Genomic DNA, 14,670 nt, shown 5'->3' with positions numbered 1-14,670 from the left:
AATCGATGCCGCCGGTCGCCCGCCGGCGGGCGCCGGCTGTGACAGGAGTGGTGACGCATGGACAGGCTGCTCGCATACCTCGCCGCCACCCCCGGGGCTCGGCGCGCCCTCACCGTGGCCGCCGGCATCCTGGTCGCGACCGCTGTGGTGCTGCTCGGCTTCCCCGTGTACACCGACTTGGTGCACAACGATCTGCAGGGTCACCTTCGCAGCCAGTTCGCCAGCCAGGCGACCAAGCAGGCCTACGAGACCGGCAAGATCCGCGACGGGCAGAGCCTGACCAAGATCGACATCCCCAAGATCGGCGTCAACGTTGTGGTCGTGCAGGGCACCGACGATGCTGCCCTCAGGGCCGGCGCCGGGCACTACCCGAGCACACCGCTTCCCTGCACCACCGGTGACGTGGGGATCGCCGGCCACCGCACGACGTATGGCAAGCCCTTCGCCAACGTCGACCGCCTGGGCCCCGGAGACCTCATCACCTTGACCACGCCGGTCGGTTCATGCGTGTACAAGGTCAACGAGTCGCCGTTCGTCGTGGTCGCCGACGACTGGGGCGTGGTGTCCAACACGCCCGGTCTGGCCACGCTGACCCTGACCTCCTGCCATCCGAAGGGCTCGGCGGCATACCGCATCGTCATCAAGGCGACCATGGTCTCCTCGGAGAGTTTCACCTAGTGGGCCTGGGCCGCTCCAAGCGCTCAGTGCGCGCTGGCCGCCGGCGGGCTCACCTCGGCTTAGTCCTCGCAATCGGCCTCGGGGTGGTGGTATCCGGGACCGGCTGGACGCCCGCCCGGGCGGCCACCACACCTGCCACGACCGCCTCCGACTCGTCCTCTTTGCCGTCGGCGCCGACCTCGCCGACGCCGAGCGCGTCGGCCGACACCGCCCTGCTCGTCACCCCGAACCCGTGCGGAGCACCCACCGCAGCGTCCGGATGCACGACCGACCCGACCAGCCTGGCGGCGAGCTGGCCCAGCGCCGACAGCGTCGGGGGTGTCACCGTGGCGTGGCAGGGCCAGGGGCGCCCCGCCGCTGCTCCGGCCCCCGCCGACCCCGACCAAGCTCTCTCGGTGTCGAAGGGCACTTGCACCGTGACCCCCAGCGGGCCGACCACCACCTGCACTTGGGAGTGGCCAGCCGGCCTGCGCCACCCTTCCGGCGGGCAGCTCCTCAACGGCAGCTACCTGGTCACCGCGTGCAGCAACGACCCGACCTCCGCGAACGGCACGGGTTCCCCGTCATGCACCGCAGCAGCGGGGCTGAGCTCAGCGACCGTTGCGGTCGGCGTGGTCCCGGCGGCACCCTCTGGCGTCGCCGCGTCGGGCGCGTCGAGGGTCACGGTGAACTGGAACGCCACCAGCGACCCGGACCTGGCGGGTTACCGGGTGACACGCGACGGCACCCTGATCTGGACCTGCGCGGCTGACGGTGCCGGGGGTGCCGGCCCCTGCCCGGCCAGCCCCTCGGTGGCGGACACCCCCGCCGCCGGGCACCACACCTACGGTGTCACTGCGCTGGCATTCGGGCCTTCTCCGTCAGCTCCTCTGCTGGTCTCACCGGTGGCAGCGGCCGCGATCGTCGTCGCGCCGGTCAGCGCTGCTGCGGCAGGCGGAGGCGGAGGCGGAGGCGGAGGTGGAGGCGCGCAGATCGCTCTGGGTCCGGTCCCCTACGTGGGCCCCGCCGTCACCGTGCCCGCAGCCCGGGCGCCTTCCAGTCCGGTCACTTCCGCACCCCCCGCCCCCGCCGACAGCGGCTTCGCCCCGACTCTTCCCTACAACACCAGCCGCGCTCCGGCCGTCCCGCTGGCCGTCTCCCCGCGTTCGCCGGGGGAGGCCGGGACCGGGACCTCCTCGGCCAGCGTGCGGCGCGCCGCGCTGTTCGCCCTTGGCATGTTGATCCTCGCCATCGCTGCCCATCTGGTGTTCCTCCGAAGCGAGATGGCGCGTCGCGAGGCTGGGTGGCGGGCGTTGCGCCAGGCGGCCGGTCTGCCGGCGGCTCCGGTGTCGACCGACACCCCGGGCGCGGGCGGCCGCTCACCCAGCGGCTCGGCCCTCGAGCGGCTCATGCTGTGGCGTCCCACCTCGTTGCGCCGGTAGGCCGCCGCGCTCACGGCGCAGGCGCTGAGCCCGCCGCGCTACGCCCTCCTGCGCTGCGTCGTCGGCACCGCTGGCGAGTACGCTCGCAGTGTGCCGAGCGAGCTGCGACGGGGCTATTACGCCCAGCTCGATGAGATCGAGGGCCGGGTCGTCCAGCTTTTCGCCATGGTCACCGAGGGCCTCGCGGCCGCGACCGAAGCGCTCCTGACCGGCGACCGCGACGTGATCCGGGTTCTCGGCGAGCGCGACGTCACCATCGACGCGGTCTACCGGGACGTGGAGGAGCTGGTCAACCAGCAGCTGGCACTCCAAGCGCCGGTGGCCAAAGACTTGCGCTTCCTCCTGTCCGTGCTGCGCATCGCCCCGGAGTTGGAGCGCAGCCACGACCTCGTCGAGCACATCGCCCGGCGCGGGGCGCAGGGCTTGGCCGAAGCGGTGACCCCCAGAGCCCGGGGCCTGATCGACCGCATGGGCACGCTCGGGGTGGAGATGTGGCGGATGTCTGCCGATGCCTGGTACGACCGGGATCCGTTAGCAGCGGACCGCATCGCGCAGCGCGACGACGAGATGGACGAGCTCCACGCAGCGTTGACCGCCGAGGTGGCGCTGGGGGGAACCAGCATCCCGGTGTCGATGGACATGGCGCTGGTAGCCCGGTTCTTCGAGCGTCTCGGTGACCACGCGGTCAACATCGCCCGACGGGTGGTGTACCTGGCGGGAGCGACCGAAGGCCCTCAGCCTCACGACCGGCCGGCCAGCCGCGAGGACGCCACGAACCCCGGCTGACACTCCGCTCGACCCCGTGTAGGCCCTCCGAGGGGAATTGTTCGCCCAATTCGCCCGCCAGTGGGATAGCCGGCGGTCAACTGGGTATCCTCCAGACTTGCCCGGCGGGGCTCCCCGCATCCGGCAGTCCGCCACGAACGAAGGATCACCACATGGAGCTCGGCCTCGAAGTCGCCGAGGGCCCTGCGCCCTACACCGTGCTCGCCGTTAAAGGCGAGGTTGATGTGTACACCGCGCCGCGGCTGCGCGAGAAGCTCGTCGAGCTGGTCAGTCAGGGCAAGCACCAGATCATCGTGGACCTGGAAGGCGTCGACTTCCTCGACTCCACCGGTCTCGGCGTCCTGGTCGGCGGATTGAAGCGGCTCAGGAGCAACGACGGAGACCTCTCGCTCGTCTGCACCCAGAGCCGCATCCTCAAGGTTTTCGAGATCACCGGCCTGACGAAGGTGTTCTCCATCTACGACTCCGTGGACGGTGCCACCGCAAGTTGACCGGCGAAGGCGGCATCGGCATGTACCAATTCGAACTGCAGATCCCGCCGAGCCCGGAGTACATCGCGATCGTCCGTCTGGTCGTGTCCTCCCTGGCCTCGGCTCGTCGGGCGGTCGCTGACGAGCGCGTCGACGACCTCAAGCTGGCAGTGTCCGAGGCGTGCACCAACGCCATCGAGGCACACGCCAGCGTGGGCTCCAGCGAGCCTGTAACCATCCGCGTCACCGAAGGCGACGAGCGACTTGAGGTGGAGATCACAGACCGGGGCCCCGGGTTCCTCCCCGACGCCCTGCCGACCCACCCTCCCGTCACCGACCCGGCCCGACTCAACTTCGAGCGCGGCCTGGGCATCCCCTTGATTAAGACGCTGGTGGACGCCGCCGAGTTCCTGCCCAGCCCGGAGGGAACGACCGTCCGCATCACGCTCTACGGCGGTCCGTCCGACGGCGGCGACGAGACCAGCGAGATCCTCCGAGCGGTCCTCGCCGACGACGAGTAGACAACCGCCGCAGGCGGATAGGAGATCGCCGACCACGAATAGACGACCCAAGGGGTAAGGTTTCGGGAGATCGATTCCCGAGGTGTTCCGTGGCCCTGCTGTCGTTCCCCAACCCGGTCAATGAGACCTCTGCCCGGCTTGTCGCGGGTGGGGTGGTCACCATGGCCACCGCGGCCGTGGCGTTCGACCAGCCGTGGTTACTGGCCCCGCTGACCTATGGGTTCGCGGCCAGGGTCCTGACCGGCCCCACGCTCAGCCCTCTCGGGCAGCTGGCCACAAAGGTCCTGACCCATCGGATCCCGGTGCAGCACCGCTACTCGCCGGGGCCACCCAAGCGGATGGCCCAGGGTATGGGCCTCGCGCTCTCAGGCACGGCGGCGGTGTTGGCCGCGACGGGACGCCGGCGAGGCGCCTACCGGGTTCTGGCGGTGCTGATCGGGGCAGCGAGCCTGGAGGCGTTCTTCGGCCTGTGCCTCGGCTGCAAGGTCTTCGCGGTCCTCATGAAACTGGGGATCATCCCGGAATCGGCCTGCGAGTCGTGCAACGACATCTGGTCCCGTTACCCCGACGGGCGCGCCGCAGCAGCCTGAGCCAAGCCGAGCCCGGCTGTGTCAAGCAGAGCCCAGGCTGAAGAGCCCGGCTGGACCCGGGCCGCGCGCGGCTGCAGTCTGCCGTCCCAACGGGTACCTGCCACAGCCCGCCCCGGCCCGACGGAGGCGGTCCGCCCCGCATCCGGCGTCGCCCCCGAACGGCCGCCCCGTCGCGACGGCCGCCGGATCCGAGTCACCTCGCACGCGCAGGGGCCGGCCACCGGCCGGCCCCTGCATGGTTCTCGTTTGTACGGCGGTCAGTCCCCGCGCAGCCTGGAGCGGACCTCTAGCAGCTGGGCGTGGATCTCCGAGCCGTCGCTGACGGTGACGTAGCGGTCGATGGCCTCGACCAGCACGACGGCCGCCTCGCCCTGCCCGCCGCCTGCACCGGCAGCGGAGCCGGCGCTGGCCGCGGGACCCGCCCCGGAACCGGCCCCTGCCGCCGCGGAGCTGGCCCCTGCCGCGGAGCTGACCCCTGCGGCCACAGCCGGAGACTCGAACGGCGTCTGGCCCGAAGACTCGCCCAACGGGACGCTGCCCTCGATGTCGCTGTCCATCGCGTGCACCTTGCGCTTCGAGAAGGCCACGCCGCCGAGGATCACGAGCAGCGCCGCGGCGGCGATGAGATAGCGGACCGCGGTGTTGTTCTGCAGGCTGATGACCGCCGGCAGGATGAGCAAGCTGACCAGGTTCATGACCTTGATCAGCGGGTTGAGGGCCGGTCCGGCGGTGTCTTTGAACGGGTCGCCGACGGTGTCGCCAATGACCGCGGCCTTGTGGGCCTCGCTGCCCTTGCCTCCCTCGTGGCCGTCCTCGATGTACTTCTTGGCGTTGTCCCAGGCGCCCCCGGAGTTCGACAGGAAGTTGGCCATCAGCTGGCCGGTGAGGATGGTGCCGGCCAGGAAGGCGCCGAGCGCCAGGTCCCCGATGGCGAAGCCGACCACCACCGGCGAGAGGATGGCGAGCAGCGCGGGGGTGGCCAGCTCCCGCAGCGACGCCGCGGTGCAGATGTCGATCACCCGGCCGTACTCCGGCCGCTCCGAGTAGTCCATGATCCCCGGGTGCTCCCGGAACTGGCGGCGCACCTCCTGCACGACGGTGCCTGCCGAACGGCCGACGGCGCGGATCGCCAGGGCGGAGAAGAGGAACGCGATGGACCCGCCGATCAGCAGCCCGATGAACGTCTTCGGGTTGGCCACGTTGATGATCGTCTGGCTGACACTCGTGAACAAGGCGTTGCCGGTGGCGTGCACGCCCTTGGCGTTCTCGGAGATGGTCTGGATGTACGAGGCGAAAAGGGCCACGGCGGCGATCACCGCGGAGCCGATGGCGAACCCCTTGGTGATGGCCTTGGTGGTGTTACCGACGGCGTCGAGGCTGACCATGATCCGCTCCGGCTCGCCGGTGAACTCCCCGGTCATCTCGGCGATGCCCGCCGCGTTGTCCGACACGGGGCCGAACGTGTCCTCGGACACCACGATGCCGGTGGTGGAGAGCAACCCGAGGCCGGTCAGGGACACCAGGTACAGCTCGAACTGGATGTTGCCGTTGCCGAGGGCGATGGCGACGACGATGGCCAAGACGATGGCGATGATGGCCGGGACCGCGGACTCCAGTCCGGAGCTGATGCCCGACAGGACCGTGGTGGCCGGACCGGTGCGGGCTGATTCGGCGATGTCGCGCACCGGGGAGGTCTCCGTCGAGGTGTAGTACTCGGTGATCCGGCTGGCCACCTGGCCGAGGACTACGCCGGCGAACACCGCCCAGAAGACCTTCAGGTTGTGGACGTAGAACTGGGCGACGAAGAACGTGCCGATGATGGTCAGGACCGCCGCGGTCAGAAAGCCCCGGTTGATCGGCGCCATCGCCGACTTGTCCCGGTCGCTGGCCCTGACCACGAACACGCCGATGATCGACGCCAGGATCCCGATGGCCGGCACGATGAGCGAGAAGGTCAGGCCGACCTGGCCTTTGGTGGGAAACGCAGTGTTGGCCAGGATCAGCGTCGCGACCAGGATGACGCCGTAGGACTCGAACAGGTCGGCCGCCATGCCGGCGCAGTCACCGACGTTGTCCCCGACGTTGTCGGCGATGGTCGCCGCGTTGCGGGGGTCGTCCTCGGGGATCCCGGCCTCCACCTTGCCGACCAGGTCGGCGCCGACATCGGCTGCCTTGGTGAAGATGCCGCCGCCGACTCGCATGAACAGCGCCAGCAGCGACCCGCCGAACCCGAAGCCGATGAGGATCGACGTGGCGGTGTTCTGGGCCAGCATCACGATGATCGTGGCTCCGAGCAGACCGAATCCGACCACGAACATGCCGGTAATCGCGCCGGTGCGGAACGCCACCTTGAGGGCGTCGGCCAGCGAACCTCCCCGGGCCGCCGCCGCGGTGCGCACGTTGCCGCGAACCGCGGTGGACATCCCGATGAAGCCGGCGAGGCCCGACAGGCTGGCGCCGAGGAGGAACGCCAACATCCGGAACAGCCCGGAGAGCCCGTAGGAGAGCACGGTGTGCTTGGAACCGTCGGGGAGGGTTCGGGTGACCTTGGACGCGGTGACGAAGACCAGGATGGCCAGGGGCACGACGATGATGCCGATGGTGCGGAACTGGCGTTTCAGGTACGCCAGCGCGCCCTCCTGTACCGCCTTGGCGATCTCGATCATGCTCGGCGTCCCCTGGTCGGCCGCCAGCATCTGACGCATCAGCAACACGCCGGTGACGATGGCGACCAGACCGCAGGCGGCGGCGAAGATCAGCCACGCCCATTCGGTGCTGTGCAGGTGGAAGGTCTGGTAGCCCCCCTCTTGCAGAAGTGTCATGTGTCTCGATGTTCCTTTCTGGTTCCCGAGCCGGCGTCGCCTTCCCGGATGCGCCATGCGGTGGTGCTGTCGGTGTCGCTGGTTGCGTCGGTGCTGCTAGCTGCGGGCGGCCGGACCAGGATCTGCCTGGCCACCTTGTCTCCCAGGGTGACGGGGTCCCCCAGGGTGACGGGGTCCCCCAGGGTGATCGGATCCCCCGACGGGACCGGGCCGCTGGGGGCGCCGTCGGGCCGTTGTCCTTCGAGCGTGACCACCGAGACCACGAGCGGCCCGTCGAAGGGATGCTTTTCGGTGACCCGGACCTCCACGCCCGGCCGGACGCCGAGGTCGTCGAGGAAGCGGGCGATCGCCGCGTCGGTCGATCCGGGCAGCGCGACGACGGCGCGGTCGCCCGGCTCGAGCTCGTAGAGGGACTGCATCACCGGGAGGCCTTCGGTGCCCGCCCCCGGGATCGGGAAGCCGTGCGGACAGGTAGCCGGGCGGTCCAGGGCGACCCACAGGCGGTCTTCGACCTCCTGTGGCAGCTGGTGCTCGAAGGACGGCGCCAGGCTGTCGGCCTCCGACCAGCCGTAGCCGAGCATGTCCGCAAGGAACCGCTCGACGATGCGGTGGCGGCGGATGACTGCCATCGCCAAGCGCCGGCCGTCCCCGGTGAGCTCCACCCCCCGGTAGGGGGTGTGAATGGCCAGTCCCCGGTCGGCCAGCCGTTTGACCGTGGCGGTCATCGTGCCCGGAGACAGCTGCAGCGACGAGGCCAGGTCGCCGGTCCTGGCGGTCCCGTCGTGTCCGGGGGCGGACGTGAGCCGCCAGATCGCCTTCAGCGTGTCGCGTTCGGACCTGGTGAGCTCCGCCTTGCTGAGGTCAGGCTTTGTGGCTGACGCGTCCATGAATTCCCCCGGCCGGGACCGTAAGTTTTGGCCGCCAAAAAGTCAAGTGTGAACGGGCCGCGCCCGCCGCTTCGCCCGTGGAGGCCCTAGGCCTCTTCCGCCGGGTCCGGCCGGCCGCGCAGGCGCCCGGCCATCCGTAGGCTCCACGCGGTCGGGCGGGCCGGCTTCCAGATGACGATCATGAAGATCCACAGCAGATGGCTGGCGACGGGGGCCACCAGGCCACCGGTCCAGCTGAACAGGGCGCCCCAGGCCGCCCCGCCGAGCAGGGCCGCGACGACCAGGATCACCTTGCGGGCCGGGATGTGCACCGCTCCGTAGACGAGCAGCGCGGCGACGACGCCGGCCCGGTGCCAGAGGAACCCCCGGAAGAACAGCTCCTCCCCGGAGGCGGCCACCGCGAGCACGACGGGCATCAGCGCCGGGTGGGCCTGGCCTTTAAGCGAGTACAGGTCGCCGACCTCGGCGGCCAGCGCCGGCAGGATCAGCACCAGCACCTGCTCGCCGACCCAGAACACCGCGTAGAGCCCGACTCCCGCCCCGGCGCCGACGAGCAGGTCGGCGTACCAGTGGTGGCGGGCGAACTGGTGGCCGATCGCCCCCGGGTCAACCGCAACGGCGTAGACCGCGATGGTCGCCGCGGCGCACGCTGCTCGGGTCCAAAAGCCGCGCCGCTGCACGGCGAACATGACCGCCCAGGCGCCGAACGCGACGACGACACCGACGACGAGCTTCAAGGTCACCGAAAAGAGGTAACCATAGAGTCGTGCGACTACTCGTCACTGGCGCCACCGGCTTCGTCGGCCGGTCGCTGGTCCCCGCCCTTCGAAGCGACGGCCACGAGGTGCTGGCCGGCACCCGCAACCCCGGAAACTACGAGGGGCCCGGCACGCCGGTGCGCATCGACCTGGCCGACCCCGCGACGCTCGGCGCGGCGCTCGACGGGGTCGACGCCGCCTACTACCTGGTCCACTCCATGGAGTCCCACGGCAACTTCGCCGAGCGGGACCGGGCCGCCGCGGTGGCCTTCCGGGACCAGGCCGCGGCGCGAGGGATCCGGGTCGTGTACCTGGGCGGGCTGGGCGATCTGCAGGAGTCGGCCGGTAAGTCCGAGCACCTGCGCAGCCGCCACGAGGTGGGGGCGATCCTGCGCGACGGGGCCGACACCGTCGAACTGCGCGCTGCGATCGTGATCGGCGCCGGCAGCGCCAGCTTCGAGATCCTGCGCCAGCTGGTCGACCGGCTGCCGGTGATGGTCTGCCCCAGGTGGGTGACCACCAGGTGCCAGCCGATCGCCGCCCCCGACGTGGTCCGCTACCTGGTCGGAGCCCTGGAGATCCCCGCCGGCACCTACGAGATCGGCGGCGCCGACGTCCTCACCTACGAGGTCATGATGCGCCGGTATGCGGCTATCACCGGCCGGCGCCGGCTGATCATCAAGGTCCCGGTCCTGTCGCCCCGGCTGTCGTCGCACTGGATCGGTTTGATCACCGACCAGTCCGCGGCGGTCGCCCGGCCGCTCGCCGACGGACTGTCGGTGGAGGTCGTCGTCACCGACGACCGGATCCGCCAGCTGATCCCGTTCGATCCGGTCGGATTCGACGACGCGGTGGTCCGGGCGATCGCCGAGGAACGTCCTCCGGCCCCCGCCCGCCGGCCCTAACCAGGGCCCCGGCGCCCCGCCGGGGGGCGGCGCCAGAGCGGGGTGGATTGACAAGCGGGTCGCCACCGGTCGACTGTGTTGCCCGCAGGTCGGTACCGTGACCACTTCACCCACCGTCGCTCAGGACCCCTTTCTCCATCCTCATGGCCAAACCTCTCGTAATCGTGGAGTCGCCCGCCAAGGCGAAGACCATCGCCGGGTTCCTCGGCGGCGATTTCGTCGTGGAGAGCTCGATCGGGCACATCCGGGACCTGCCCCGCAACGCCGCGGACGTCCCCGCGGCGTACAAGGGGGAGAGCTGGGCCCGCCTGGGCGTCGACGTCGACAACGACTTCAAGCCGCTCTACGTCGTGTCGCCGGAAAAGCGAGAACAGGTCCGCAAGCTCAAGAACCTCCTGAAAGACGCCAGCGAGCTGTACCTCGCCACCGATGAGGACCGCGAAGGCGAGTCGATCGCCTGGCACCTCCTCGAGGTGCTGGCCCCCCGGGTCCCGGTCAAGCGGATGGTGTTCCACGAGATCACCCGGCCGGCCATCGAGCGGGCCGTAGCCGAGTCGCGCGACCTCGACCGGCGCCTGGTCGACGCGCAGGAGACCCGCCGCATCCTCGACCGGCTGTACGGCTACGAGGTCAGCCCGGTGCTGTGGAAGAAGGTCATGCCGGCGCTGTCGGCGGGCCGGGTCCAGTCGGTCGCCACCCGCCTCCTGGTGGAGCGGGAACGGGACCGGATGCGCTTCGTCGCCGCGTCCTACTGGGACCTGGCCGGACGGTTCTCGAAGGTGGGGAAAGAGGACGGGGAGTTCGGGGCCACTCTGGCCAGCTTGAACGGCACCCGGCTGGCGACGGGCAAGGACTTCGGCGACAACGGCGCCCTCAACGCCCGAGGCGACGTCGTGCGCCTCGACGAGGAGGCCGCCCGTGTCCTCGCCGGTCGGCTGGCGGACGCTTCTTTCAGCGTCCGGTCGGTCGAGGAGAAGCCGTGGCGGCGCTCGCCGGCGGCTCCTTTCATGACCTCGACCCTGCAGCAGGAGGCCGGCCGCAAGCTGCGGTTTTCCTCGGCGCGGACCATGCGGGTGGCTCAGGACCTCTACGAGTCGGGGTTCATCACCTACATGCGAACCGACTCGACGACTCTGTCGGACCAGGCGCTCGGCGCGGCGCGCGAGCAGGCCCGCCAGCTCTACGGACCGGACTACGTGCCGGCCCAACCCCGCCGCTACGACAAGAAGGTCAAGAACGCGCAGGAGGCCCACGAAGCCATCCGTCCCGCCGGCGAGAGCTTCCGCACCCCCGAGCAGACCGGCCTCTCCGGCGACGCCCGGCGCCTCTACGAGCTGGTGTGGATGCGCACCGTCGCGTCGCAGATGGCCGACGCGGCCGGCCAGTCGGTGCAGGTCCGCCTCGGCGCTGTCGCCAACGGCAGCGCGGAGCGCGTCGACGCGGAGTTCGCCACCAGCGGGCGGACCATCACCTTCCCGGGTTTCCTGCGGGCGTACGTGGAGGGCTCCGACGACCCCGACGCCGAGCTCGGCGACCGTGAGGTCCGCCTGCCGGTGCTGGCTGTGGGCGACGTTCTCGACGTGCGCCAGATGGAGCCCGACGGTCACAGCACGCAGCCGCCGGCCCGCTACACCGAAGCGTCGCTGGTCAAGGCTCTAGAGGAGATGGGCGTCGGGCGCCCCTCGACCTACGCGTCGATCATGGACACCATCCAGGCCCGGGGCTACGTCTGGAAGAAGGGGTCGGCCCTGGTCCCGTCGTGGACCGCGTTCGCGGTGGTCAACCTGCTCGAGAAGTACTTCGCCAAGCTGGTCGACTACGGGTTCACCGCGTCGATGGAAGAGGACCTCGACGACATCGCCAGGGGCGCGGCCGAGGCGGTGCCGTGGCTGACCCGCTTCTACTTCGGTCTCCCCGGGGCGCCCGGCGGCGCCGACGCGCACGGCCTCGACGACGCGACGGGGCTAAAGCGGATGGTCTCCGAGCAGCTGGGCGAGATCGACGCCCGGGAGATCAACTCGATCCCCCTTGACCCTTCCGACCCCGACGGGCCGGTCCTGCGGGTCGGCCGCTACGGCCCCTACGTCCAGCGGGGCGAGGAGCGGGCGTCGGTCCCCGAGGACGTCGCCCCCGACGAGCTGACCCCGGCCCGGGCCGTCGAGCTGCTGGAGGCCGGCTCCAGCGACCGCGTCGTCGGGGAGCACCCGCAGCTCGGGTTGCCGGTGATCGTCAAGGCCGGCCGGTTCGGGCCCTACGTGCAAGTCGGCGAGGCCGACCAGGTGGAGGGCAAACCCCTCACCGCGTCGCTGCTGAAGGGCATGGACCCTGCCACCCTCACCCTCGAGGACGCGCTGAAGGTGCTGTCGCTGCCGCGGGTGGTCGGGACCGACCCCGCCGGCGAGGAGATCATCGCCACCAACGGGCGCTACGGGCCGTACCTGAAGAAGGGCGCCGACTCCCGCTCGCTCGACAACGAGGAGCAGCTCTTCACCGTCACCCTCGACGACGCGCTGGCGATTTTCGCCCAGCCCAAGACCAGGCGGGGCCAGCGGACGCAGGCGCCCCTGCGGGAGCTGGGCGCCGACCCGGTCAGCGGCGGCCCGATCGTGCTCAAGGAGGGCCGCTTCGGCCCGTACGTCACCGACGGCGAGACCAACGCGTCGCTGCGCAAGGGCGACACCGTCGAGGGGATCACCCCGGAGCGGGCCGCCGAGCTGATCGCGGATCGCCGGGCGGCCGGGCCGGCCAAGAAGCGGGGGGCCAAGAAGGCCGCGGCCCCCAAGAAGGCCGCGGGCACGAAGAAGGCCGCCGGCACGAAGAAGGCCGCGGCGACCAAGAAGGCCGCGGGCACGAAGAAGGCCGCCGGGACGAAGAAGGCCGCGGCGGCCACTAAGGCGGCTGGTTCGGCCACGAAGGCGGCTGGGCCGAACGAGTCCGCCGGGCCCTCCGGCGCCTGACCCGGAGCGGGCAAGTGGCGCGGCGGGGGCGCTTCATCGCGTTAGAGGGCGGCGAGGGGAGCGGCAAATCGACCCAGGCGGCCCGGCTGGCCGGCGCGCTCGGTGCGGTGCTGACCCGCGAACCGGGAGGGACCCGGACCGGCGAGCACATCAGAGCGTTGATCCTCGACCCCGACCTCCCCGCCATCGGCGAGCGCAGCGAGACGCTCCTGTTGCTGGCCGCTCGGGCCCAGCACGTATCCGAGGTGATCCGCCCGGCCCTAGTCGCGGGCCGGGACGTGGTGTGCGACCGCTTCAGCGGGTCCACCCTCGCCTACCAAGGCTACGGGCGGGGTCTGGACACCGCCGAGCTGGCCCGGATGTCCGCGTGGGCATCGGGTGGCTTGGAACCCGACCGGGTGATCCTCCTCCGGGTCCCGCCCGCGGAGGCCGGCCGCCGCCGGCGGTCCAGAGGGGCGATCGACCGCTTCGAGGGCGAACCGGAGGCTTTCTTCCTGCGGGTCTCGGCCGGCTTCGACGCCCTAGCGGCCGCCGACCCGGACCGGTGGTCGGTGGTCGACGGGTCAGGCTCGGTCGACGAGGTGGGAGAGCGGGTCGCCGCAGCCGTCTCCCGGTGAACACGCGGTCTTCGGGCGGTGCAGGGCGCCGCGGCGTGATGTCGCGCCGGGGCGCCAAGATGGACCCGTGACCGCCCTCTTCGCCGATGTCCCCGGCCAGCACCGCGCCGTGGCTGCCCTTACCGCGGCCGCGCACCGGCCGGTCCACGCGTACCTCTTCGCCGGGCCGGCCGGCACCGGCAAGGCGGCCGCCGCCCGGTCCTTCGCTGCGATGCTGCTGTGCCCCAACGGCGGCGACGGCACCTGCGAGACCTGCCGGCGGGTGCTCGCAGGCAGCCACCCCGACGTCGTCACCGTCGAGCGGGAAGGCGCCTTCATCACCGTGGAGGCGGCCCGGGACGTGGCCCGCCTGGCCGCCCGCAGCCCCGTGGAGGGGCAGCGCAAGGTCCTGATCCTGCCGGACTTCCACCTCGTGCGCGAGGCCGGCCCGGCGCTGCTCAAGACCATCGAGGAGCCGCCGGCATCCGCGGTGTTCATCGTCATGGCCGAGTACGTCCCGCCCGAGCTGATCACCATCGCCAGCCGCTGCGTGCGCGTCGATTTCGCGCCGCTGGCTCCGGCGACGGTGACCGCCGCGCTGGTCGCGGAGGGGGTCTCGCCGGACCTTGCCGAGGAGCTGGCGGTCGCCGCCGGCGGCCGGCTGGACCGGGCTCGGATGCTGGCCGCCGACCCCGAGTTCGAGGCCCGACGGCGGGCGTGGCTGTCGGTGCCGGGGCGCCTCGACGGGCGCGGCCACTCGGCGGCGGTGCTCGCCGATGAGCTGGTCGGCCTGCTTGACCGCAGCGTGGCGCCGCTCAAAGCCCGCCAGGACCAGGAGATGGCCGAGCTGGAGGCCCGTAACGCTCGGGCCCTCGAGGTCAACGGCAAGGTGGGCCGGGGCGGGCGGGGCGGCCTCAAGGCCGGCGTCCGGGAGATGGAGGACCGCCACAAGCGGGAGGTCCGCCGGCAGCGGACCGACGAGCTGCGCACCGGTCTGGCCATCCTCGCCGGCGTGTACCGGGACAGACTGGCGAGCGCCTCGACGCCGGGCGCCCAGCGGGCGGCCGCAGAAGCCGTCGGACTCATCGCCGGTCTCGGCGCGGCGCTGGCCAACAACCCTGGCGAGCTGCTGGCCCTGCAGGCGCTGCTGGCCCGGCTAGGCCGGCAGGCCGTGACCGCCTGAAGGGATCCGCGGGCGTCGCGCTCAGCGGCCAGCACGTAGCATCTGGCGTCCGAAGAGGACCACGAGGGAGGACCGTTGCGATGATGGACGTGCCGC

13 protein-coding genes are annotated in these 14,670 nt (G+C 71.2%); 10 read left to right on the top strand and 3 right to left on the bottom strand.

Going from position 1 to position 14,670, the window contains the following annotated elements:
* The first annotated feature begins 57 nt into the window (after window positions 1-57).
* From K6U06_RS23895 to K6U06_RS23870, 6 genes are all read left to right on the top strand, one after another.
* Window positions 58-678 (top strand): class E sortase, encoded by a 621-nt coding sequence (locus tag K6U06_RS23895; protein ID WP_262324501.1) that lies wholly within the window; start codon window positions 58-60, stop codon window positions 676-678.
* Between the two features lie 83 nt (window positions 679-761).
* A complete protein-coding gene (locus K6U06_RS23890; RefSeq protein ID WP_262324500.1) occupies window positions 762-2,099 on the top strand; it encodes a hypothetical protein in 1,338 nt (445 codons plus the stop codon).
* A 90-nt stretch (window positions 2,100-2,189) separates the two neighbouring features.
* Window positions 2,190-2,885 carry a phosphate signaling complex protein PhoU gene (gene phoU / locus K6U06_RS23885; RefSeq protein ID WP_262324499.1) on the top strand — a complete coding sequence of 232 codons (696 nt, stop codon included), beginning with the start codon at window positions 2,190-2,192 and terminating at the stop codon, window positions 2,883-2,885.
* Between the two features lie 152 nt (window positions 2,886-3,037).
* On the top strand, window positions 3,038-3,376 hold the full coding sequence (locus K6U06_RS23880) for an STAS domain-containing protein (protein ID WP_262324498.1): 339 nt from the start codon (window positions 3,038-3,040) through the stop codon (window positions 3,374-3,376).
* Window positions 3,377-3,396: 20 nt separating this feature from the next.
* On the top strand, window positions 3,397-3,876 hold the full coding sequence (locus tag K6U06_RS23875; RefSeq protein ID WP_262324497.1) for an ATP-binding protein: 480 nt from the start codon (window positions 3,397-3,399) through the stop codon (window positions 3,874-3,876).
* 89 nt (window positions 3,877-3,965) lie between these two features.
* Window positions 3,966-4,466: a DUF4395 domain-containing protein gene (locus K6U06_RS23870; protein WP_262324496.1), complete on the top strand. Its 501-nt coding sequence runs from the start codon at window positions 3,966-3,968 to the stop codon at window positions 4,464-4,466.
* Window positions 4,467-4,723: 257 nt separating this feature from the next.
* Here the strand turns inward: K6U06_RS23870 and K6U06_RS23865 are convergent, their stop codons facing one another.
* The 3 genes from K6U06_RS23865 to K6U06_RS23855 all read right to left on the bottom strand — a co-directional run bounded on the left by K6U06_RS23865 (window position 4,724) and on the right by K6U06_RS23855 (window position 8,918).
* Window positions 4,724-7,288, bottom strand: coding sequence for a sodium-translocating pyrophosphatase (locus tag K6U06_RS23865; protein WP_262324495.1), 2,565 nt, complete (start codon window positions 7,286-7,288; stop codon window positions 4,724-4,726).
* Window positions 7,285-8,175 (bottom strand): metal-dependent transcriptional regulator, encoded by an 891-nt coding sequence (locus tag K6U06_RS23860; protein WP_262324494.1) that lies wholly within the window; start codon window positions 8,173-8,175, stop codon window positions 7,285-7,287. The genes K6U06_RS23865 and K6U06_RS23860 overlap by 4 nt, the downstream gene beginning before the upstream one ends.
* Window positions 8,176-8,261: 86 nt before the next feature.
* The gene (locus K6U06_RS23855) at window positions 8,262-8,918 is read right to left on the bottom strand and encodes a CPBP family intramembrane glutamic endopeptidase (RefSeq protein ID WP_262324493.1); all 657 of its coding nucleotides are present in this window, start codon (window positions 8,916-8,918) and stop codon (window positions 8,262-8,264) included.
* Window positions 8,919-8,941: 23 nt separating this feature from the next.
* On the opposite strand from K6U06_RS23855, the gene K6U06_RS23850 reads away from it, so the two are divergent.
* From K6U06_RS23850 to K6U06_RS23835, 4 genes are all read left to right on the top strand, one after another.
* On the top strand, window positions 8,942-9,838 hold the full coding sequence (locus K6U06_RS23850) for an NAD(P)H-binding protein (protein WP_262324492.1): 897 nt from the start codon (window positions 8,942-8,944) through the stop codon (window positions 9,836-9,838).
* Window positions 9,839-10,002: 164 nt separating this feature from the next.
* Complete coding sequence (gene topA / locus K6U06_RS23845; RefSeq protein WP_262324491.1) at window positions 10,003-12,795, top strand: type I DNA topoisomerase; 2,793 nt, start codon at window positions 10,003-10,005, stop codon at window positions 12,793-12,795.
* Window positions 12,796-12,809: 14 nt separating this feature from the next.
* On the top strand, window positions 12,810-13,412 hold the full coding sequence (gene tmk, locus K6U06_RS23840; protein WP_262324490.1) for a dTMP kinase: 603 nt from the start codon (window positions 12,810-12,812) through the stop codon (window positions 13,410-13,412).
* A 67-nt stretch (window positions 13,413-13,479) separates the two neighbouring features.
* On the top strand, window positions 13,480-14,574 hold the full coding sequence (locus K6U06_RS23835) for a DNA polymerase III subunit delta' (RefSeq protein ID WP_262324489.1): 1,095 nt from the start codon (window positions 13,480-13,482) through the stop codon (window positions 14,572-14,574).
* The last annotated feature ends 96 nt before the right edge of the window (window positions 14,575-14,670 follow it).

The sequence above is a fragment of the Acidiferrimicrobium sp. IK genome, from assembly GCF_025499425.1.
Classification (GTDB): Bacteria; Actinomycetota; Acidimicrobiia; order Acidimicrobiales; family Palsa-688; genus Acidiferrimicrobium.
This window is presented reverse-complemented; position numbering and strand designations above follow the sequence as displayed.

What these genes read in the sequence shown, in the direction of transcription:
- K6U06_RS23895 (WP_262324501.1), top strand. Translation starts at nt 58, where the DNA reads ATGGACAGGCTGCTCGCATACCTCGCCGCCACCCCCGGGGCTCGGCGC.
- K6U06_RS23880 (WP_262324498.1), top strand. Translation starts at nt 3,038, where the DNA reads ATGGAGCTCGGCCTCGAAGTCGCCGAGGGCCCTGCGCCCTACACCGTG.
- K6U06_RS23875 (WP_262324497.1), top strand. Translation starts at nt 3,397, where the DNA reads ATGTACCAATTCGAACTGCAGATCCCGCCGAGCCCGGAGTACATCGCG.
- K6U06_RS23865 (WP_262324495.1), bottom strand. Translation starts at nt 7,288, where the DNA reads ATGACACTTCTGCAAGAGGGGGGCTACCAGACCTTCCACCTGCACAGC.
- K6U06_RS23860 (WP_262324494.1), bottom strand. Translation starts at nt 8,175, where the DNA reads ATGGACGCGTCAGCCACAAAGCCTGACCTCAGCAAGGCGGAGCTCACC.